Source organism: Acinetobacter sp. P37 (genome assembly GCF_057480965.1).
This window is the reverse complement of sequence record NZ_JBLIYY010000012.1, coordinates 30,441-49,100: the sequence shown is the minus strand read 5'-3', so window position 1 is coordinate 49,100 and position 18,660 is coordinate 30,441. Positions and strand designations below refer to the sequence as shown.

Genomic DNA, 18,660 nt, shown 5'->3' with positions numbered 1-18,660 from the left:
ACAACGAGCGTTGCTACCCATTTGAGCTGTCGCAATTTGTCAATAAATTATGAATCTACTGTCAATCAAATACAGTGTAAATGCCCTATATTTAAATCATCAAAAGGCTTGTACACGACGAGTTGATTGATGAAGTTGCTATGTATATTTTTTCATTTGTTTTACGTATCAGACCAAGTGCTGTAGTTTTTCTTGGTTTATAGGAGCCGACAAGGCTCCTTTTTTTATGTCTATAGTAAATCAATTGCATGGGCGATGCTCTGCTGTAACTCCATGTTGTTGCATCAAAAACACCAAAGCAAAAAAAAGAGCGAATCATCGCTCTTTTAAATTTTCATTGAAAACGAATCAATTAAAGGCGCATTTCAATGCCTTGTTCTGCTAGATATTTTTTCGCTTCAGGAATGGTGTGTTGACCAAAGTGGAAAATAGAGGCTGCAAGCACCGCATCTGCACCGCCTTTTAAAATACCATCGGCCAAATGTTGTAGATTACCGACACCACCAGAAGCAATGGTTGGAATGGTCACACGGTCATTAATATTACGCATCAGTTCAATGTCATAACCAGCTTTGGTTCCATCAGCATCCATAGAGGTGATAAGTAATTCACCTGCACCGAAGTCCGCCATTTTTACCGCCCATTCGATGGCATCGATACCGGTTTCTTTACGACCACCGTGGGTGAAAATTTCCCATTTATTATCGCCGGTTTTTTTCGCATCAATAGCAACCACAATACACTGTGCGCCAAAACGCTGAGAGGCTTCTTGTACAAATTCAGGATTATAAATAGCCGCAGAGTTAATCGAAACTTTGTCCGCACCCGCATTTAATAACAGGCGGATATCTTCTACTTTACGCACGCCACCACCGACTGTTAATGGCACAAATACAGACTCAGCCATACGCTCTACTGTACGGTAAGTGGTATCACGACCATTTGAGGTTGCGGTAATGTCTAAGAAGGTAATTTCGTCCGCACCTTGTTCGTTATAACGGCGTGCAACTTCAACTGGATCGCCTGCATCACGAATATCAAGAAATTGAACACCTTTCACTACACGACCGTTGTCCACGTCGAGGCAAGGAATAATACGTTTAGCAAGCATAATTTTTTCCAAAAATAACAGCCGATTATGAAACTTCGCGACTTAGATGCTACACCTTAGTAGTCGGAGCGGTTATTCTATCAAAAATATGTAAGTTTTTTCGCAGGTTTTCTATGTCGGTTTATACCACTTTGACTTTAAAGGAAGTTCAGGATTTTGCAGCACCTTATGGACTGGAGGTGATTGACCTGATTCCGATTCAAGGCGGTATTCAAAATACCAACTATTTTATTGTTTGCGAAAATGGCACGCAGTATGTATTAACCGTTTTTGAAGAGATGGACGAGCAAGGTGCAGGGGAGCTGGTCCCTGTCCTCGAACACTTGGGGCAGGCTGGTCTAGCTGTGCCTGTACCACTGAATCATTCGGGTAAAGCGATTCATAGCTTAAAGGATAAACCTGCACAGATTGCGCCACGCATGCAAGGTCAACATCCCATGCCTGCGAGCTTAGCGCAAGCAGAAGCGATTGCTGTAGCCCAAGCGAAAATGCATGTGGCTTTACAAGATTTCCCTTTGGAACGTGCAGAATATCGTGATCATGCTTATTGGTTACAAGTTTCACGTGATATTCGTCCAACATTAAATGAAGCAGATACCACGTTACTTAACAATCTGTTGGGCTTATATGACATCTTAACGGCGATGTATCCAGACCGTCCTACCGGTTTTATTCATTCTGATCTGTTCCGTGACAATACTCTATTTGAAGGCGATCAACTCAACGGCATTTTAGACTTTTATGAGTTAAATAAAGACGAACTCTTGTTTGATATTGCTATTACTTTAAATGACTTTTGTACTGAATATCCGGATGTACATTTGAATGAAGACAAAGCCATTGCCTTTTTAAATGCCTATGAAAGCGTGCGTCCATTAACCGCAGATGAAAAATCATGCCTAGAGTTATATTTGGCGATGGCGGCAGGTCGCTTCTGGATGATGCGTTTACAGGTGGCACAGAAAAATGCTGCAGAAGGCCGTACAGGGGATGATATTTTGCAGAAAAACCCTGCTGAAATGCGTAATATGCTGATTGAACGATTAAAATTCGTCACAGCATAAATTTTAAAAACAACGAGAGGGAAAAGCATGCGTGATCAAGGACGCTTAGTAGAATGGTTTGATGATAAGGGCTACGGCTTCATTCAACCGAACGATAGCACCAAAGATCGCGTATTTTTGCACATTAAAGACTTTTCCCGTCCCGGCCCACGACCAATCGTGGGCTGCGCGTTGGATTATGCTGTGATCTTAGACGAACGCGGACGCTTTCGTGCGCAGCAAGTGCATTATTTAAAAGCCTCACAAACCAAAGCTACACAACGGCCCAATAAAAAAAATGTGGTGCAGATGCCGCGTCAGGCAGAGCCGATGAAAATCTTGTGCATCATGTATATCCTAGCCTTAGCGGGCTTATCTGTGGCGGGTTTACTCAGTGGCATGGTGCTGCTTTTTGTGAGTATTATCAATGTCCTGACCTATTGGTTCTATGCTCAAGATAAAGAAGCTGCGCAAATGGGGAACCGACGTGTGCCAGAAAATACACTGCATCTTTTGTCTTTTTTAGGTGGGTGGCCGGCGGCATGGCTGGCTCAGCAACGTTTGCGGCATAAAACACAAAAACAACCATTTCGAAAAATATATTTCTGTACTATAGCCTTTAACATATTACTGATTTTATGGCTAATTTCCCCATTTAATATCCTGACTATTTAGGTGGAACGATCCACAAAATCATCATGACGGAGAGCGAAATGAATTATTCCATTGATAAAGATCCAAACCGCCTGCTCACGATTATTTTGTATATTCTTTATATTGTGGCGATTTTTTCTGCCGGCTTGCTTGCGGTCCTCGCGTTGATTATTAATTACGTCAAACGCAGTGATGTGCGCGGCACGATTTTTGAAAGCCATTTTACTTGGCAGATCCGTACGTTTTGGTGGTATCTCATTTGGAATATCATTGCTTTCGTGCCTTTTATTTTTCTGTTCTTTACTGGCAATAATGCCAATGCCTTTGCGGGTGTGGCACTGGGAGCGAGTACCTTCTGCGTCACGGTGATCGGACTGTCTTGGTTATGGATTGTGTACCGCGCGATTAAAGGTTTAATCCGTGTCAATGACAACCGACCGATGTATGAGTAATGCGAGTTCAGAACTTTTTGGCATAAAAATCTTGGCATCAAAAAAGCGACCGTATGAGTCGCTTTTTTGATCTAATAGAGGATGCAGAAATTAGCGTTTCTTTAACCATTTCGGCCGCCATTCACTCACAATCACACCAAGCACTACACACAGTCCGCCAATGAGAGCGAGCGGTGTTAAGCGTTCACCCGCAAGTCGCCCAATGATTGCGGCCCAAACCGGTTCACCTGCATAGATGATTGCCGCCTGTGCAGGATCAACCATACGCTGCGCCCAGTTCATCACCAGTTGAATCACGGCGCTGGCCAGCCCCAATCCGCACAGTACAGCGATTAATGGCCATTCAAATTTGGGCAATGTGGTTTCACCTACCAGTGGAGCAAAGCAAAAACAGAACAGTGAGGCAAATGCCAATTGTAGAACCGTCACTCTGCGTAGATTGACGCGGGGTGCAAAATAACTGATCAAGATAATTTCAAAGGCAATGGCAATCGACCCGAGCAGCGTAATGATTTGTCCAAAGTTGAGCTGAATGGCGCCAAAACCATTACCCGTTAAAAAGACCAAACCAACAAAAGCCAAACACACACCCAGCCATGTCATCACATGCGGTTTATGCCGAAAACAGAGCCACATAAAAATCGGCACAAGCGGTACATACAGCGCTGTTAAAAAAGCTGATTCACTGCTGCTGATGCTTTGCAGGCCGATTGTTTGCGTCGCATAGCCGATCGCAATCACCGCGCCGATACTTGCGCCCGCAATGACATCATATTGAGAAAAGTGTCTAAGATATTTAAGTGATAAAAGACTCACAGCCAGTGTTGCTGCGGCAAAACGTAGACCGACAAACAGCACTGGACTGCTAAAATTTAAACCGTATTGCACGGTGATAAAACTGGCACCCCAAATCATGGTAATCAGGATGAGTGCGAGCTGCGGAAACTTGGCTTTCCAGGCAGATTGTACGGTTGGCATGTGTATTTGAATGTTCAAAGAGGAGAAATAAAAAAGAGGCCCGAAGACCTCTTTTCTGCTCGGGCAAATTATAAGCTTTGTTGATCAAGCAGTAATTGAGCTTCACGAAGGTTCAATGTCCCTTCATAAATTGCACGACCAGTAATCGCACCTAAAATGCCCGGTTGGCCTTTTAAGTTACGTACGTCGTCAAGGTTAGTCACGCCACCCGATGCAATAACAGGTAAGCCTGAATATGTTGCAAGGTTTACGGTTTGTTCGACGTTCACACCTTGCATCATGCCATCACGTGCGATGTCGGTGTAGACGATGCTCGATACGCCGGCATCTGCAAAGCGTTTTGCCAAATCAGTAGCTTTCACGTCAGTGACATTTGCCCAACCATCTGTTGCTACCATACCGTTCATGGCATCGATACCGACAATGATATGGCCTGCAAATTTTTTGCACGCTTCTTCAACAAATTCAGGCTCTTTTACCGCTTTTGTACCAATAATGACAAACGAAACGCCTGCATCAAGGTAATGTTCAATGGTTTCAAGAGAGCGGATACCACCACCAATTTGAATTGGTAATTCAGGCTGTGCTTTAGCAATCGCTTCAACCACAGGCTTATGAATCGGTGTACCAGCGAAAGCACCGTTTAAATCTACCAAATGTAAGCGACGCGCGCCTTCATTTACCCAATGCTGTGCAGTTGCCACTGGATCGTCAGAAAATACGGTATCGTCTTCCATACGACCTTGTTTTAAACGGACACATTTGCCATCTTTCAGGTCAATTGCAGGGATGATCAGCATGCTTTCGCTCCTTGCTCAATCAAATTAAGAATGAATTTGTACCTAATCTTATCAAATAAACGGCTATTCACTAAATGCTAATATCAGAATTGATGAATTAAAAAAGCCTGACATAGGTCAGGCTAGTGCAAATAGAGGATTGGATTTTATTGTTGGTCTATAAAAATGCGCTGTGTATTAGTATTTTTAGTCATTAAACATAAGCGGTTGTTTGTAATAAATCGCTGTTTACGGATTGAAGTAAGCTACCGACATCGTATAGGCCTTGATTGAGGGCTGTGGTACTTTCACCGACCACTTGAACAAGATCACCCACCACAGGAAGTTCAGTGGCAATCGATGTAATCGGTACAATGTCATCCAGTAAGGCATCTAAAGTGCCTGAAACATCTTGCACGACACTACCCATACTTGCTAAAGGATCGTTCAGGACGGATGTTAATAATTCGGTAGGATCAATACTGGCTACATAGTCGCCCGTTTCAGCCAACAAGCCTGTTAAATTCCCCGTAGTTTCGCCTACTGCATCCAATAGACCGCCCAGCAATGGCAGGTCAGAAAGTACATCTGTGATTGGTGCAGCCACGCCACTGAGATGATCAACCAAACCTGCAACTTCCGTCACGGTTTGACCGACCACACCAGTTACGCCATTGAGAGCGGTTTGTACACCGCCGAGAAGATCACCTGTCGCTAGTTGATCGGCTACAGCATGTAAGCCATCACCTAAGGTGCCAACCAACTGATTTTCAACCGCGAGTACTTTTTCGATGGTCCCACCAATGAGCGGAAGCTCAGTCAGTGCATCCGTTAAGGGCGCTGTTAAGCTACTTACGGTCTCTAATACGCTGTCTACTGTATCCAAAACAGTATTTAAGACCAGTCCAACCGCTTTACTGATCCCTTGTAAAGTCAGGCTGAGTACACCGCTGATTTTTCCTGTAAATAAGTTCAACATGTCAGGTTCTCCAAGCTTTTAAATTATGATGTGTTATGTATTTGGCAGACTTGTTTTAGCAAAAGGAGATTGATGAAAACAAATTATGAAAGTATAGAAAGAATGAGATAAATCATGTAATTCTGCTAGAAAACCCAGAGAGATCAAAACCTTAGTTGAATAAAAATATAAATGTATATTAATGTAATTAAAATGAGTTAAATCAAAGATATAAATGTACTTAAAAGGTGCAAATTTATTGTTTTTAGGCTGTGCTGTGACTATTTTTAAAGCAATAACGTACTGTTCAAATCTTTAGCGCAAATAAACTGCAAATTCATTGGCACTCTTCAGCCGATCTTTGCACTTGGTCATGCCATAGATTGGGGCAATATCCAGTTACAGAGTGGTTACATCGCTGAACATAAATTAAATCATTAAAATAATTAAGGATTTAAAATTTCATGTGCGGACGAATTCTTAGTTTGAGAGACGTATTGGGAATGGTTTTAGGTAATAAGCCACGTTGTAATAATTCTTCAAAGACCAAAACAGGGGCATAGGCATCGGCAGCGGCATAACGAATTTGTTCTGGATTTAAGCGCTTTTTGGCCCAATTCGAGGTGCTGACCGATTTAGATTTTGGAAAATTCACACGAAAAAGCAGTGCCATGGCATTTTTTAAACCGACGGGTTGGGTTAAGCCAAAAGAAGCAAAGCACTTGGAGAGTTCCAATACACTATTCAGTTCGATGCCTTTTTTACGAAATAAATGTGCATCATTTTTTAAGCCAAAACCTACTTTAATTTGATCACGATTACTCAAGATTGGTCTTAAAAAATCCCAAGTGCATTCGTTCATTTGAAACAACCATGCCTGTTGCGCCGTCGCGAGTTGGATTAAATGTGGGCCGGTAGAGACCTCACCTTTACGAAAAGTCGGCTTAGATTCAGAGTCGAAACCGAATAAGGCAGTTGTCTGTAATTCATCGGACCAGTGTTGGCATTGTTCGGCATTGTGAATGACATGGATCTGCTCTGGCACTAAATTTTGGAACAATGGAAAATCTTTAATCTGTTCTTTTGTTGGCAAAATAGGTGTCAGTAAAGCATCAGTCATTGTGATTCAATTCAAAGGCTTGTTGTTGCAGCCTAGAGTGTTTAGTAGGGAAATGCAAATACCGAGATGTGGCGTTGAGCATGAGCCATTGACTCACCTGCCTGTCATAGCGCGTTGCTATGACAGTGACCAATAGGCTTCAAGTCAGTGACGACTTAAAATAGAAAACGCGCAGTAAATAATACATTTACCAAGATCAGTAAGAATAAACCGATAAAGAGAAAGGCGAGGACCACTTCCCATGTTTTGGATGTACGTGGCTCGCCATATTGATTGGCATTTGCAGACCCCGGGATGAGCATCAGCGCAATGCACATGACGATATTGAGCAACGGAATCAGCTCTAAGAGTGCAAACCAGCCTGAGAGATTAAAGTCATGCAAACGACGCACTGAAAAAATCATCAAAGGGATCAGCATTAAAATATTTAGGATCAATCCAATCACTTGCGTCATTGGATTTTCAGCATGAGCTATTAGGGCATTGAGGGTATTGGGCATCATGCTGACGATCAGTAGCATCAATATGCTCAGCATGAGGCCATAGAAGACATTCCAACCGATAAAAGACATGCGATTAAAACGACCGTCACGGTTCCAACCAGAGTTTATATTGGGTGAATTATTCATATTAAATGATCTTAAATTATCGTAAAAAGTATAGTTATCATTCATTTTTAACCGCAAAAATTGAGCTAAAAACGACATAAAAATGTGAAAAAGTACAGGATTTGATCCTGAACATAAAAAGCGCGTTGATTATAAAGGTAAAGTACAAAAAAAGCCCACATGTGTGAGCTTGTTTGAGTAGATGTATTGCTGTTTAGAGCGATCTAGGCGGCATTTAATGATTTATCATTATTGTTGTTGAATCGTGGTTTGCTGAGAGCGGATCACATAGTTTTGGTAAGACGGAATCATGATCGCAGCAAGTATCCCGACTATAAACACCACGATATACAAAACAGCCAGCACTGTTTCCCAGCCTTTGGTCGGGCGTGGTTGTCCAAAGCTATTACTACCGCTATTACCCGGTGCAAATAACACATAGAGCGCAAATAATATATTCACTACAGGAACTAAGATCAGCAGTGCAAGCCATCCAGAATGGTCTCGGTCATGTAAACGACGGATTAAGAAAATGACGCTGTAATAAATGACGATCGCATACATGATAAAGAAAATAATCATGAGTGGCGTCGACATTGCACCCTCAGTCAACGCATTTTGCGCACCGGGTATGAGCAGGCCGACTACAACAGCAATTAGCGTAAAAATAATGCCGAGAAGTAGATTCCATGCAAGATATGCGCGCCGGCTAAAGCGGCCACTGGCTTGGGTCGGTGAGTCAGATGTGAATGTATTCATTATTATTCCTAGGCTTTGGTATTTTTATAAGTAGGCAAATTCTAAAATGAATATGTAGAAAATAAAAGGATGAAAAATAAACAGTACAAAAAAGCCCGCAAGGAGCGGGCTTTTTTGCGGTGAAGGAATTTTAAATATCCCATTCCACAAAGTTTTTCAGCAATTGCAGACCGGCTGTATGACTTTTTTCTGGGTGAAATTGTGTCGCAAACAAGTTTTCCTTGTGAATTGCGGTACAAAATTCCAAACCATAGTCACAGGTAGCAGCGACAATGCTTGAGTCTTGCGGCTCTACATAGAAGCTATGTACGAAATAGAAACGTGCATCTTGCTCAATGTTTTTCCACATCGGGTGGCTTGGGTCTGCCTGATGCACTTGGTTCCAGCCCATGTGCGGCACTTTTAATCCCTCTACATCAGGGAAGCGTTTAACCGAACCTTCAAAAATACCCAATGCATCTGCACCGCCATTTTCTTCGGAATGCTGCATTAGGGCTTGCATGCCGACACAGATCGCAAGCACAGGTTTATTAAATGCCGCTTTACGGACGACTTCATCAATCCCTGCATCATGCATGCCTTGCATACAGTCACGCATTGCTCCCACACCGGGGAACACAATTTTATCTGCTTGTGCAATCAGCTTAGGATCATTGGTGACATCAACAGTTGCACCCACGTGTTCGAGGGCTTTTGCTGCTGAGTGAAGATTTCCCATGCCATAGTCAAGAAGGGCAATACGGGTCATTACAATGTTCCTTTGGTAGACGCAACAGTATTTTCGGCACGCGGGTCAACTTCACACGCCATACGTAATGCACGGGCAAAGGCTTTAAATACGCTTTCAATTTGGTGGTGGCTGTTTTTGCCTTTTAGGTTGTCGATGTGCAGCGTCATTAACGCATGGTTCACAAAACCTTGGAAAAATTCAGAGAAAAGATCCACATCAAAAGTCCCGATGCGTGCGCGAGTGAATGGAATATCCATCCAAAGACCCGGACGGCCAGATAAATCCACCACAACACGACTCAGTGATTCATCGAGCGGCGCATAGAAGTGACCGTAGCGACGTAAGCCTTTTTTATCGCCTAATGCTTGAGCAAAGGCTTGGCCAAGTGTAATCCCACAGTCTTCTACGGTATGATGATCGTCAATTTCAAGATCGCCATCACAATGAATATCAATATCAAACAGACCATGTCGCTTGATTTGATCAATCATATGATCTAAAAATGGAACACCAGTGTTTAAAGTGCCTTGACCAGTACCATCAAGATTCACACGAACTCGAATTTTGGTTTCGTTGGTGTTTCTTACCACTTCACTGATACGATCTGTCATAGACACGTTCCTCAAATACGTCAAAATGATTGATGTAAAAATATTTTCGCTGTGACGAAAAGTCACCGCATATTAGATTGCTCAGGAGGGTTTATCAATGCCTATTACCGTACATGCCTATACTTCTTTGGAAAATGATGAAGTGCGCAGCCAGCTTGAGCGACTGTATGACACCAGCCCTGAGTTTAGCGACGGTTCCGATGCGATTGAACAACTTGAGCAGAACTTAGCTCAGTATACCTTAGTTTATACTGCAGAATTTAATACAAAATTGATTGGCGCGATTTGGTGTACAGGCCAAGGTGAAAGCAAAACCCTTGAATATATTGTGGTACACCCAGCAAATCGTGGGCGTGGTGTTGCAGAACGTCTAGTGAGTGAAGCGACACGTATGGAGGAAGAAAAAGGTGTAAAAACTTTCGAGCCAGGTTGTGGCGCGATTCATCGTTGTTTAGCACACATTGGTAAAATTGACGTAGTTGAGTAAAGTTCAATTTTTAAAAGACAGTCTCCGTGCTGTCTTTTTTTCGTCTGAATAATTAAATTGACTCAGACTTAAATGTAAATAAGACAAAAAGTAAGCGATTAGTGTGAAATATTGATTTAAAAATAAACATTTGAGAAAAAAGCCCATGCTTATGCTTGACGGCATTCAGCTTAAATTGTTTAATACGCTCCATCGGCGTGATAGCTCAGTAGGTAGAGCAACGGATTGAAAATCCGTGTGTCCCCAGTTCGATCCTGGGTCTCGCCACCATATTCAAAACTGATTTTTCAGTTTATCAATCCCTGATCCCATCAGGGATTTTTTTTGCCTAAAAAATATGCATACGAAAAATATTTTTATAAATATGATTGACTAATTAACTGAGATACGGCTTAATACACCGCATCGGCGTGATAGCTCAGTAGGTAGAGCAACGGATTGAAAATCCGTGTGTCCCCAGTTCGATCCTGGGTCTCGCCACCATATTCGAAAAAACCTCAAACCATTGTTTGAGGTTTTTTTTTGCCTGTTGTTTTTTAGTTGTTGATATTTTGCACGGTTTAACTGCTACAATCTACCGAATATAATTTGACTGATAGTTAAAAAAAATTTTTTTAAAAAATAAAAGGTATGACAATGCATATGAAAAAAATGTTAATGGCTTTAACCGTAATCACAAGCGCTGTATTAACAGCATGTGGCGGTGGAAGCAGTGGGAGTTTTAATTCATCATTTGAAAAAGAATTTACTTTTGGTACTCAAACCTATATTTGCCGCAGTGAAAAAGCAGCAAATGCATGCGGTAGTGCAAGTCGAGATTGTTCAGCGTGTGATCTTAAAACACCGTCTACAAATGTGATCACGGCAATATGTACTCAACCTGTAGCAAATACCCATAAAGTGATAACAGCAGGCTGTGTATTAAAGCTAACAAATGATACCCAGACAGGAATCTGTACATCAGAAGGATTAAGATTATTGTCAGGCAGTAATCGAACTAAAGAAGAAGTGAATCAGGGAGCATTATTTACAAATGGAAGTTTGAAAATCACGCTGGCGAATAACGTGACGGAAACGATTACCTGTAATTAATGCTGATGAAATTCATTGTGCCAATGTTGATTGGCCTCGTCTGTTTGGGATTGGGCTATTTAATAGCCCCGTCTAATACTGTATCTGATGATCCTACAGTTATAGAAAGTAATAGAGATCAGACAGGGAATAGGTTTATTCAAAATTTTCAGCAGAATATACCTGAGCAGTCTGAAAATAATATCGAATTACAACAGCAACTCAAAAATCAAATGACTCAGGTGAATGCCGTCATTGATCAGGCGACACCACAACAGTTGGACCAATATTTAAAACAAGCCTTTCCTAGCTATGATTTATCGGCAATAAAAAACAAACGCGAATTTGCAAAGCATCTTGTACGCGAATTTGTTGATGCAAAAAATAATCCTCATGAGCCTATGAGTGGACGAGCCACGGTTATGGCACAACAAGAATACGGGGTTGAAAATGTACTGCCGCGTGACATTTATGCAGAACAGCAGTTGTTTGCTCACTTTGATACTTTAGGAAAAACTCCGAATAGTGAGCAGGTTTTTGTACGTTGGAGCGATCAATCTACTGGAGAAGTGCTGTTTTTTATGCCTCAACGGATTAGTGCTCAGCGTGAACAGAATTGGGTCAGTTTTAGTCCTGTCGCTGGCTGGAAGCCAGGGCACTATGATGTGAAATATTATCAAATGAATGATCAATTAAGCCCGATTGCACAGACCAGTTTTTATATACAGCACGTGATTGAGTAAATATTTGAAGCTCAAATTTTATCGCTGAAGCTAGGACTTAAGTGCTAGTTTCCGACCCTAAAAATTCGATTAAACTGATAAAAAAATAAATAATGAATTTTTACAATGAAAGACCTTTTCTCTACAGGGAGTGCGCTGTATCAACAATCACGTCCAAGTTATTCTGCTGAAGTCGTCGATAGCATCTTGCAGCATGTTGCCGTGCGTGAACTGGCATGGGACTGTGGTGCAGGTTCAGGTCAATTTACCAAAGGTTTGGCGTCCTATTTTCAACAGGTTTTAGCGACAGATCTGAGTGCCGAACAATTGGCACAAGCACCCAATTTAGACAATGTACGTTATGAGCAAGCTAGCGCAGAACATTGTCCGCTTGCTGACCATTCAGTGGATTTAATCACAGTCGCGCAAGCGATTCATTGGTTCGATTTTGCTGCCTTTTATGCAGAAGTACGACGAGTATTGAAACCCCATGGTCACATCGCCATTGTGGGCTATGGTCTGATTCAATTTGAATATGCAGAATTTAACCAGCTTTTACAGGATCTGTATTTTGTCACCTTAAAAGGCTATTGGGATGCTGAACGTCGTTACATCGACGAAGAATATCGCAGTATTCCGTTTCCATTTCAGGAGTTAGCGACACCTCAACTGTTTTTAAATTATAGGTGGAGTGCACAGCAAATTTTAGACTATTTGCACACATGGTCTGGATTAAAACACTATCAACAGCAACATCCAACACATCAACCGTGTGCAGCTTTGAACGACTTCTTTAGCCGCCATCCGCAGCAAGAGTTTGCTTTGTCATTTCCTGTGCTATTAAGAATCGGGACCGTATAAAAAAGAAAAAGTAGCCGCAATATAGATAGATAAAGGATGAAATCTTAAGTCTAGAATGAGCAATGTGAGGTTTGAATCGGCTGTACTTTCGTGCCGTTTGTCGGGGTTAAATCTAGTGAATTGATTAATTGTTGTACAATAATAGCAGTGTAAATTTTTTCAATTTTCTATTTTTAAATCTCTCGGAATGAACATGATGAATCTCTCTAAATCTGTTTCCGTTTTGGTTTTTGTTAGTGCAGCAATGACGGCTATGTGTACTTTGGCTGCGGAAAAAGCCACTACAAAAGTTGAGGATACCGAACAACAAGCTATTCAGATGCCTGCTTTAACCATTATGGCAGAGCGTGAAATGCGTGCAGAGACGGGCATTGTTGAGTATCAAGAGCAGGTGGATCGCCGTAAAGCTTTACAGCAACGGGTGATGCAACTTGAGCGCGATACGCAAAACAAAGGTGTCGATGCAACAATCGTGTCAAATGTAGATGTCTTGCCTGCCACAGCAGTGCCTGATATGTCGAATTTATCACCTTTGATGCAGCAGCATGTTTTGGATATTGCCGCAGGTTTACAGTCTTCTGACCCACGCAATGGTTTATATATTATGTTGCAACCCTTTGGGATAGACCGTAATGCAACCAATGTGCAAATCAGTCGTGATCAAATCAATCTTGGCAATATTGACCGTCAGTTAAATACCAATCCGATCAAGACCCCATAATCGAATACATCTCTACAGTAAATTGAAGGCGAAAATTCATGTTTTATCCATGAATTTTCGTTTTGATGGCATGCGTAATTTAAGTCTATTTACATTGATGTTTTCAAATAGCCTCCTTAAAAAGCATGGCTATTTTATCGTCAACCTTCAAACTTTTGGTTAAACTGAATAAAAGGGCATTCGGAGCTCATTATGCCGCGTATCTTTGTTGTCTTAGCCAGTGCTACGGTATTGGTCTTTGGATGGATGTTTTATCAATATTCAGTACAGCAAAAAGAAGCTGTGCAACTCTCGACCTATGAAACGGTTTTGCGCGAAAAAACCGAGCAAATTTTTCAGCAAGCTCAGCACTGGGAAGAGCCGATACAACTCAATGTGACAGATGCACGGCTAACGGGTGATTATAAAATCATGTCGGATTTTATTTTGAGCCAAATGCTGCAGCGTGCAGAAGCGCGGAATCAATATATTCGTGATCTTAAAGCACTGAATTGGGATAAATTTCTCGACATCGATCGCTTGTTGCAAGATAAAAAAAACCAATATCAAGAGACTGAGCAAATGCTGCAACAGGTGCATGCTGTGGTCGATGCTTATGAGCAAAAAACCACTCAGCAAGAGGAAAATGGTTTAGCTCAGGCCAAACAGTTGGCGGTCAAACAGGTGTTTCGTCAGCAAATTGCCCAGAGTTTAAGAGACAGTCGTGATAGTGATGAGTCGCATGCTTTATTTGAGTTAGAAAAGCAAAGCTTGGCGAAGGCTGATGAGCTCTTTGCTGTGCTGAAAGCCAATAAATGGGAAAAGAAAAATAAATTATTTATGTTCTATGAAGATGCGCCTTTAAAGCAGTTTAATCAGCTTTATACAGAGATGTTAGCGCTCAATGCGCAAATGGATGAAATCCGCCAAAAGAACCGTTCAGAGTTGAAACAAAAGCTTTAACTGACTGTCATCACTCTTTCAAATTTGCGCGATAAAGTGGCTTATAGCAGGGTTTTACATCATATAGAGGTCCATGCTCATGCGAGCTATTCAGATTTTTGATGATATTCAGCAGGTCTATATCGACTTTATCGCGAACCGCCAATATCCACGTTTGGAAAGTTTAAACAATTGGGGCAAGAACCGTTTTTTCTTCAGTCAGTATTTTCGCATGATTGAAGATTGGCATCTGACTGAACAAATTGTGATTGAATTTAATCAACAATTTTATAGTTTGGATACAGGGACGGCCCCTGACTTTATGGATCAAGATAAATACATGGCTTGGTTGATGGAACAATTACAAATATTAAAATAAGTCCTTTTCATTCAAATTATTCAGCACAGCTTCGAGACATGTTATACAAGTGAAAGCCATCCTTTAGCGGATGGCTTTTTTGTTGCTATCAAGCATCAATTTGGGAGCTGAGTTCCGAACTAGCATGAATAACGCAAAAAACATTGGCTTTAAAAACAGTCTTCGATTGTTTAAATTGCAAATTTAATACAACTATTAATCAATAGTGTGACTTAAATCACTTAAAATACGCCGAAAATTTAAACATAAATTTTTAGCCAGCAGCCCATAACGCATAAGAAGCTGAGCTGTATTGAACTTGCAATCATTCTAACCTTAGACCGATTGGCTTTGAATGAAAGGTTTATCGCCATTTTTAGAGACGATTTTTTTAGCGTATGAAAAAATTAATACTGCTATGGCTTGCCATATGTGCGGTTTCATTGGTGTCGATAGGCTATACCTATGAATTATTCATTAGCCCTGTTTGGGTGGTAAATGCATTCGCTGCCTATGGCATGATTTTAATGCGGAAGCATTTAAGCCACGACTTACTGATCGTGCTCTATGCTTTTAGTGCGATCTTTGTGGCTTCGCTGATGGTCGATCCCGCCAAGACATTAGAGGATAAATTTCTGCTGTGTGCGATTTCGGCATTTCAAATTTGGGTATTTATTAAAGCCTATTTGGCACTGAGCCATTTAAAAAAGCACCGCTTTAAACGAACCCTGATGCTAACTGTTCCGAGTATCGTGGGTGCTTTTGCAGGCAGTCTATTATTCGTGGCATGCTTTCAGATGGACAACCAATACTTTGCCTTTGTTGATTATTTTCTAGAGCAATTTGCAACAAGTTTGGCTGTGGTGTGTTTATTATTTGGTGTTCAGCGCTGGATGAATGTACCGTGGATAGATTATGGCTATCTGATCGTGGCATTGGCCGTGCAATATGTGATCTCAAATGATCAGATCTTCTATGCCTGCATGGTCTTGCCTTTATTGATGTGTTATTACGCGATCAAATACGACCTCAAAACTTTTTGCTGGCTGATTGGTTTAATGACGCTGATCTGTGGCTGGTATGGTGCCATGCCATTGGCTGGGGAATATTGGTCAGATGCACAGGTACATATGCTCTCGCGGATCAGTTCTTATCGTTTGGCATTGGGTATTTATCTGATCATTTTTCTGTTTATTTGTGAGCTATATGCACGAAATAAACGCCTGTATTTGGCTTTGCAACGTGTAAGTTTTTGCGATGAGTTGACGGGGCTGAAAAATCGCCATGCTTTTAAAGAACAAATATTTATAGAGGGTGCGGTTGATAAAGGCTGTGTCATTTTGCTCGATGTCGATAATTTTAAAAAAATTAATGACCAATATGGACACCAAATGGGGGACAGTGTTTTGGTGCATTTGGCAAAAATCTTAAAAAATTGTAGTCCACGCGCGAGTTTTATCAGTCGCTGGGGCGGTGAAGAATTTTTAATTTTGCTTGAAGGTGCCGATTTGGAACAGGGTAAAATGTTGTGTGAAACGATTTTGGAACGCTGTGAACATGTACCGTTTCGAAAAAATCAATTAAGGCTAGATGTCAGCTTTAGTATGGGCTTGGCCGAGTTTCAACAGTTGAGTTTATCCAATTACTCCACGACTCTACAACATGTCGATGCCTGCTTATATCAGGCGAAATCACAAGGGAAAAATCAGTTTGTTTATCAAAAGATTATTCCGTTGGCAGAAAGCAGCATTGCGGTCTAAATCGGCATAAAAAAAGATGCCGAGAAGGCATCTTTTTTAGCATTTAATCAACGATTAAGCTGCTTTTTTGAACCAAGAAAAGAAACCTTTTTTCTCAGCTTTCGCTGCTTCAGCTTTTTTCTCTGCACATTTTTTAGCACAGTCTTTTTTCGCTTCAGCTTTTACTTCTTCAGTTTTAGTTTCAACAGCTTCTTTTGCATCAGTTGCTTTTTCTACAGCTGCATCTTTTGCTTCAACAGTTTTTGCAACGACAGCATCTTTAGTTGCTACAGTTTTTGCTACAGTCGCGTCTTTTGCTGCAACAGTGTTCGCAACAACAGCGTCTTTAGCCGCTACAGTTTTTGCTACAGTTGCATCTTTTGCTGCAACTGCAGTTTCTTTAGTTGCTGCTGCTTTTTCTACAACTGCTTTTTTCATGTCAGCAGTTTTTGCTTTAGTGGTTTCTTTCACTGTTAAAGTTTTAGTTTGAGTCGCTTTTTCTGCAACAGCCACTTGAGTTTTAGCAGCATCTTTAGTTGCTTGAGCAGCAGCTACAGTTGCAGTTTTTGCTTGTGCAGCTTGAGCTTTTACAGCTTCAATAGCAGTCGCAGGTTTTTGTTCTACAGCAGTAGTTGCCATAGCAGAAGTTGTAGCAGCAACTAAAGCAACAGCTAAAGTAGTTTTGATCGCGTTCATAGTCATCACTCTATAAAACTTAGTTAAAATAAGGCATTGTAAATTTTATGCCTTATCAACAGTACTTAGGTTACACGGCACAGAGTGAGGGATTCGATTGTGTGAATATTCCACCAATGTTACAAACGGATAACATGGTGTTACGCAGAAAAACAAACAAAAACAGCGTACATTCCACAGCATTCGAAATTTTCAATTCAAAGCTGATTTAAAATCACTGTTAAAGCCGTTATGGTGAATATACATTTCCGCCATTGGTATGGCATAAAAATAACGTCGCATGAGGGATAACGACAGATGCAGCAGATTATTTGTTATAAACAGCTCCCTGTGTGGACGCAGCAGTCGATTCCACAAGGTTTTAAACAACAGCACAATACCAAAGCAGGCACATGGGCAAAACTCACCGTGCTGCAAGGTGAAGTAAATTTTGCCATGTTAGATGCGTCTGGAAATGTCCTCTCGACGCATGTATTTAGTCCAGACCTACCACCGCCGTTTATCGAACCACAGGCGTGGCACAAGATTGTCTCTGCGAGTGACGATGTGCAATGTCAGTTAAGTTTTTATTGCTTAGCACAGGATTATTTTTATAAAAAGTATCAGCTCAGCCCAACACACTCAGAACTTTTGGCAGCAACACCATATTTGCAAGGTGGTCGAGCTTTGGATGTCGGCTGTGGTCAGGGGCGTAATTCGCTGTACTTAAGTCAGTTGTCTGAGCAGCGTTTTGAGGTGGATGCATGGGATGTGAACCCACACAGTTTGTACAAGCTGGAAGAGGTAATCGCTGCGGAAGGCATTGAAAATATTCATGTACAGCAGCGTGATCTAAACGCTGACCCAAGCATTACAGGTACATACGACTTTATTTGCTGTACCGTGGTGATGATGTTTTTAGAGGCCAATACAGTCAAGCCGCTGATTCAGCAGATGCAGCAAGCGACAAGTGTAAATGGCTATAACCTGATCGTCTGTGCGATGGATACGCCTGATTTACCTGCGCAGCCTGACTTTCCATTTAGCTTTAAAGCAGGAGAGTTAAGTGCGTTGTATGAAGGCTGGAATATTGTGAAATACAATGAAAATGTCGGTGAGCTGCATCGGGTGGATGCCGAAGGGCAGCGGATTCAACAGCATTTTGCGACTTTGTTGGCGCAGAAAATTTAAGCCAAGAATTGTAGGATGTTGAGTTGAAGGATTGGTGATCAACTCAACACTTACTTTACTTAAATTGGAAAAAGGGAACCATTTTTGAGCTAGTCAGGGTGTATGTGTACT

General features: G+C 41.4%; 22 protein-coding genes and 2 tRNA genes. 14 read left to right on the top strand and 10 right to left on the bottom strand.

Features of this window, described 5'->3' with window-relative positions; genetic code table 11:
- Positions 1-352 precede the first annotated feature (352 nt).
- A complete protein-coding gene (hisF, locus tag AC25JC_RS11945) occupies positions 353-1,111 on the bottom strand; it encodes an imidazole glycerol phosphate synthase subunit HisF (protein WP_078190498.1) in 759 nt (252 codons plus the stop codon).
- A 113-nt stretch (positions 1,112-1,224) separates the two neighbouring features.
- Here hisF and AC25JC_RS11940 point away from each other — a divergent pair, with 113 nt between their 5' ends.
- The 3 genes from AC25JC_RS11940 to AC25JC_RS11930 are packed head-to-tail and all read left to right on the top strand — an operon-like array spanning position 1,225 to position 3,260.
- A complete protein-coding gene (locus tag AC25JC_RS11940) occupies positions 1,225-2,175 on the top strand; it encodes a homoserine kinase (RefSeq protein ID WP_111884520.1) in 951 nt (316 codons plus the stop codon).
- Positions 2,176-2,202: 27 nt separating this feature from the next.
- The gene (locus tag AC25JC_RS11935) at positions 2,203-2,829 is read left to right on the top strand and encodes a DUF1294 domain-containing protein (protein WP_486924098.1); all 627 of its coding nucleotides are present in this window, start codon (positions 2,203-2,205) and stop codon (positions 2,827-2,829) included.
- Positions 2,830-2,867: 38 nt separating this feature from the next.
- On the top strand, positions 2,868-3,260 hold the full coding sequence (locus tag AC25JC_RS11930) for a DUF4870 family protein (protein ID WP_168378990.1): 393 nt from the start codon (positions 2,868-2,870) through the stop codon (positions 3,258-3,260).
- 90 nt (positions 3,261-3,350) lie between these two features.
- On the opposite strand, the gene AC25JC_RS11925 is transcribed toward AC25JC_RS11930, so the two are convergent.
- The 8 genes from AC25JC_RS11925 to hisB all read right to left on the bottom strand — a co-directional run bounded on the left by AC25JC_RS11925 (position 3,351) and on the right by hisB (position 9,803).
- The gene (locus tag AC25JC_RS11925; protein ID WP_180077980.1) at positions 3,351-4,238 is read right to left on the bottom strand and encodes a DMT family transporter; all 888 of its coding nucleotides are present in this window, start codon (positions 4,236-4,238) and stop codon (positions 3,351-3,353) included.
- Between the two features lie 68 nt (positions 4,239-4,306).
- The gene (gene hisA, locus AC25JC_RS11920) at positions 4,307-5,038 is read right to left on the bottom strand and encodes a 1-(5-phosphoribosyl)-5-[(5-phosphoribosylamino)methylideneamino]imidazole-4-carboxamide isomerase (protein WP_078190493.1); all 732 of its coding nucleotides are present in this window, start codon (positions 5,036-5,038) and stop codon (positions 4,307-4,309) included.
- Positions 5,039-5,231: 193 nt separating this feature from the next.
- On the bottom strand, positions 5,232-5,996 hold the full coding sequence (locus AC25JC_RS11915; RefSeq protein WP_180084402.1) for a hypothetical protein: 765 nt from the start codon (positions 5,994-5,996) through the stop codon (positions 5,232-5,234).
- Positions 5,997-6,429: 433 nt separating this feature from the next.
- The gene (locus tag AC25JC_RS11910; RefSeq protein ID WP_180116112.1) at positions 6,430-7,095 is read right to left on the bottom strand and encodes a 3'-5' exonuclease; all 666 of its coding nucleotides are present in this window, start codon (positions 7,093-7,095) and stop codon (positions 6,430-6,432) included.
- 155 nt (positions 7,096-7,250) lie between these two features.
- Entirely contained in the window at positions 7,251-7,724 is a 474-nt protein-coding gene (locus AC25JC_RS11905) for a DUF805 domain-containing protein (protein WP_180035467.1), read from the bottom strand.
- 228 nt (positions 7,725-7,952) lie between these two features.
- Entirely contained in the window at positions 7,953-8,462 is a 510-nt protein-coding gene (locus AC25JC_RS11900) for a DUF805 domain-containing protein (RefSeq protein WP_180009276.1), read from the bottom strand.
- 130 nt (positions 8,463-8,592) lie between these two features.
- Complete coding sequence (gene hisH / locus AC25JC_RS11895; protein WP_078193147.1) at positions 8,593-9,210, bottom strand: imidazole glycerol phosphate synthase subunit HisH; 618 nt, start codon at positions 9,208-9,210, stop codon at positions 8,593-8,595.
- On the bottom strand, positions 9,210-9,803 hold the full coding sequence (hisB, locus tag AC25JC_RS11890; RefSeq protein ID WP_180134820.1) for an imidazoleglycerol-phosphate dehydratase HisB: 594 nt from the start codon (positions 9,801-9,803) through the stop codon (positions 9,210-9,212). Before hisB ends, hisH begins: the two co-directional genes overlap by 1 nt.
- A gap of 97 nt (positions 9,804-9,900) precedes the next feature.
- Here hisB and AC25JC_RS11885 point away from each other — a divergent pair, with 97 nt between their 5' ends.
- From AC25JC_RS11885 to AC25JC_RS11840, 10 genes are all read left to right on the top strand, one after another.
- A complete protein-coding gene (locus tag AC25JC_RS11885) occupies positions 9,901-10,290 on the top strand; it encodes a GNAT family N-acetyltransferase (RefSeq protein ID WP_078193146.1) in 390 nt (129 codons plus the stop codon).
- Between the two features lie 194 nt (positions 10,291-10,484).
- Positions 10,485-10,560 (top strand) — tRNA-Phe (locus AC25JC_RS11880).
- 137 nt (positions 10,561-10,697) lie between these two features.
- Positions 10,698-10,773, top strand: a tRNA-Phe gene (locus tag AC25JC_RS11875).
- A 159-nt stretch (positions 10,774-10,932) separates the two neighbouring features.
- Positions 10,933-11,382 carry a hypothetical protein gene (locus AC25JC_RS11870; RefSeq protein ID WP_486924097.1) on the top strand — a complete coding sequence of 150 codons (450 nt, stop codon included), beginning with the start codon at positions 10,933-10,935 and terminating at the stop codon, positions 11,380-11,382.
- On the top strand, positions 11,382-12,104 hold the full coding sequence (locus tag AC25JC_RS11865; RefSeq protein ID WP_180116111.1) for a hypothetical protein: 723 nt from the start codon (positions 11,382-11,384) through the stop codon (positions 12,102-12,104). Before AC25JC_RS11870 ends, AC25JC_RS11865 begins: the two co-directional genes overlap by 1 nt.
- Positions 12,105-12,209: 105 nt before the next feature.
- Positions 12,210-12,944: a class I SAM-dependent methyltransferase gene (locus AC25JC_RS11860; protein ID WP_486924096.1), complete on the top strand. Its 735-nt coding sequence runs from the start codon at positions 12,210-12,212 to the stop codon at positions 12,942-12,944.
- Between the two features lie 193 nt (positions 12,945-13,137).
- Complete coding sequence (locus AC25JC_RS11855; RefSeq protein WP_257223778.1) at positions 13,138-13,665, top strand: hypothetical protein; 528 nt, start codon at positions 13,138-13,140, stop codon at positions 13,663-13,665.
- 192 nt (positions 13,666-13,857) lie between these two features.
- Positions 13,858-14,607: a hypothetical protein gene (locus tag AC25JC_RS11850; protein ID WP_180101567.1), complete on the top strand. Its 750-nt coding sequence runs from the start codon at positions 13,858-13,860 to the stop codon at positions 14,605-14,607.
- A gap of 79 nt (positions 14,608-14,686) precedes the next feature.
- Positions 14,687-14,965 carry a hypothetical protein gene (locus tag AC25JC_RS11845; RefSeq protein WP_078190480.1) on the top strand — a complete coding sequence of 93 codons (279 nt, stop codon included), beginning with the start codon at positions 14,687-14,689 and terminating at the stop codon, positions 14,963-14,965.
- A gap of 377 nt (positions 14,966-15,342) precedes the next feature.
- Positions 15,343-16,704, top strand: a complete 1,362-nt coding sequence (locus AC25JC_RS11840; protein WP_486924095.1) for a GGDEF domain-containing protein — start codon at positions 15,343-15,345, stop codon at positions 16,702-16,704.
- Between the two features lie 54 nt (positions 16,705-16,758).
- Here AC25JC_RS11840 and AC25JC_RS11835 read toward each other — a convergent pair whose 3' ends face one another.
- Positions 16,759-17,379 (bottom strand): hypothetical protein, encoded by a 621-nt coding sequence (locus tag AC25JC_RS11835; protein ID WP_180116107.1) that lies wholly within the window; start codon positions 17,377-17,379, stop codon positions 16,759-16,761.
- 297 nt (positions 17,380-17,676) lie between these two features.
- Between AC25JC_RS11835 and tehB the strand changes: the two genes are divergently transcribed.
- Complete coding sequence (tehB, locus tag AC25JC_RS11830; protein WP_486924094.1) at positions 17,677-18,549, top strand: SAM-dependent methyltransferase TehB; 873 nt, start codon at positions 17,677-17,679, stop codon at positions 18,547-18,549.
- Positions 18,550-18,660: the final 111 nt, after the last annotated feature.

Bases quoted from the DNA above. Each gene is read 5' to 3' on its own strand.
- hisB (WP_180134820.1), bottom strand. From the start codon at position 9,803: ATGACAGATCGTATCAGTGAAGTGGTAAGAAACACCAACGAAACCAAA.
- AC25JC_RS11885 (WP_078193146.1), top strand. From the start codon at position 9,901: ATGCCTATTACCGTACATGCCTATACTTCTTTGGAAAATGATGAAGTG.
- AC25JC_RS11900 (WP_180009276.1), bottom strand. From the start codon at position 8,462: ATGAATACATTCACATCTGACTCACCGACCCAAGCCAGTGGCCGCTTT.
- AC25JC_RS11835 (WP_180116107.1), bottom strand. From the start codon at position 17,379: ATGAACGCGATCAAAACTACTTTAGCTGTTGCTTTAGTTGCTGCTACA.
- AC25JC_RS11840 (WP_486924095.1), top strand. From the start codon at position 15,343: ATGAAAAAATTAATACTGCTATGGCTTGCCATATGTGCGGTTTCATTG.
- AC25JC_RS11935 (WP_486924098.1), top strand. From the start codon at position 2,203: ATGCGTGATCAAGGACGCTTAGTAGAATGGTTTGATGATAAGGGCTAC.
- hisH (WP_078193147.1), bottom strand. From the start codon at position 9,210: ATGACCCGTATTGCCCTTCTTGACTATGGCATGGGAAATCTTCACTCA.
- AC25JC_RS11855 (WP_257223778.1), top strand. From the start codon at position 13,138: ATGATGAATCTCTCTAAATCTGTTTCCGTTTTGGTTTTTGTTAGTGCA.
- AC25JC_RS11845 (WP_078190480.1), top strand. From the start codon at position 14,687: ATGCGAGCTATTCAGATTTTTGATGATATTCAGCAGGTCTATATCGAC.
- AC25JC_RS11940 (WP_111884520.1), top strand. From the start codon at position 1,225: ATGTCGGTTTATACCACTTTGACTTTAAAGGAAGTTCAGGATTTTGCA.
- hisF (WP_078190498.1), bottom strand. From the start codon at position 1,111: ATGCTTGCTAAACGTATTATTCCTTGCCTCGACGTGGACAACGGTCGT.
- AC25JC_RS11860 (WP_486924096.1), top strand. From the start codon at position 12,210: ATGAAAGACCTTTTCTCTACAGGGAGTGCGCTGTATCAACAATCACGT.
- AC25JC_RS11910 (WP_180116112.1), bottom strand. From the start codon at position 7,095: ATGACTGATGCTTTACTGACACCTATTTTGCCAACAAAAGAACAGATT.
- AC25JC_RS11930 (WP_168378990.1), top strand. From the start codon at position 2,868: ATGAATTATTCCATTGATAAAGATCCAAACCGCCTGCTCACGATTATT.
- hisA (WP_078190493.1), bottom strand. From the start codon at position 5,038: ATGCTGATCATCCCTGCAATTGACCTGAAAGATGGCAAATGTGTCCGT.
- AC25JC_RS11925 (WP_180077980.1), bottom strand. From the start codon at position 4,238: ATGCCAACCGTACAATCTGCCTGGAAAGCCAAGTTTCCGCAGCTCGCA.
- AC25JC_RS11865 (WP_180116111.1), top strand. From the start codon at position 11,382: ATGCTGATGAAATTCATTGTGCCAATGTTGATTGGCCTCGTCTGTTTG.
- AC25JC_RS11905 (WP_180035467.1), bottom strand. From the start codon at position 7,724: ATGAATAATTCACCCAATATAAACTCTGGTTGGAACCGTGACGGTCGT.
- tehB (WP_486924094.1), top strand. From the start codon at position 17,677: ATGCAGCAGATTATTTGTTATAAACAGCTCCCTGTGTGGACGCAGCAG.
- AC25JC_RS11915 (WP_180084402.1), bottom strand. From the start codon at position 5,996: ATGTTGAACTTATTTACAGGAAAAATCAGCGGTGTACTCAGCCTGACT.
- AC25JC_RS11870 (WP_486924097.1), top strand. From the start codon at position 10,933: ATGAAAAAAATGTTAATGGCTTTAACCGTAATCACAAGCGCTGTATTA.
- AC25JC_RS11850 (WP_180101567.1), top strand. From the start codon at position 13,858: ATGCCGCGTATCTTTGTTGTCTTAGCCAGTGCTACGGTATTGGTCTTT.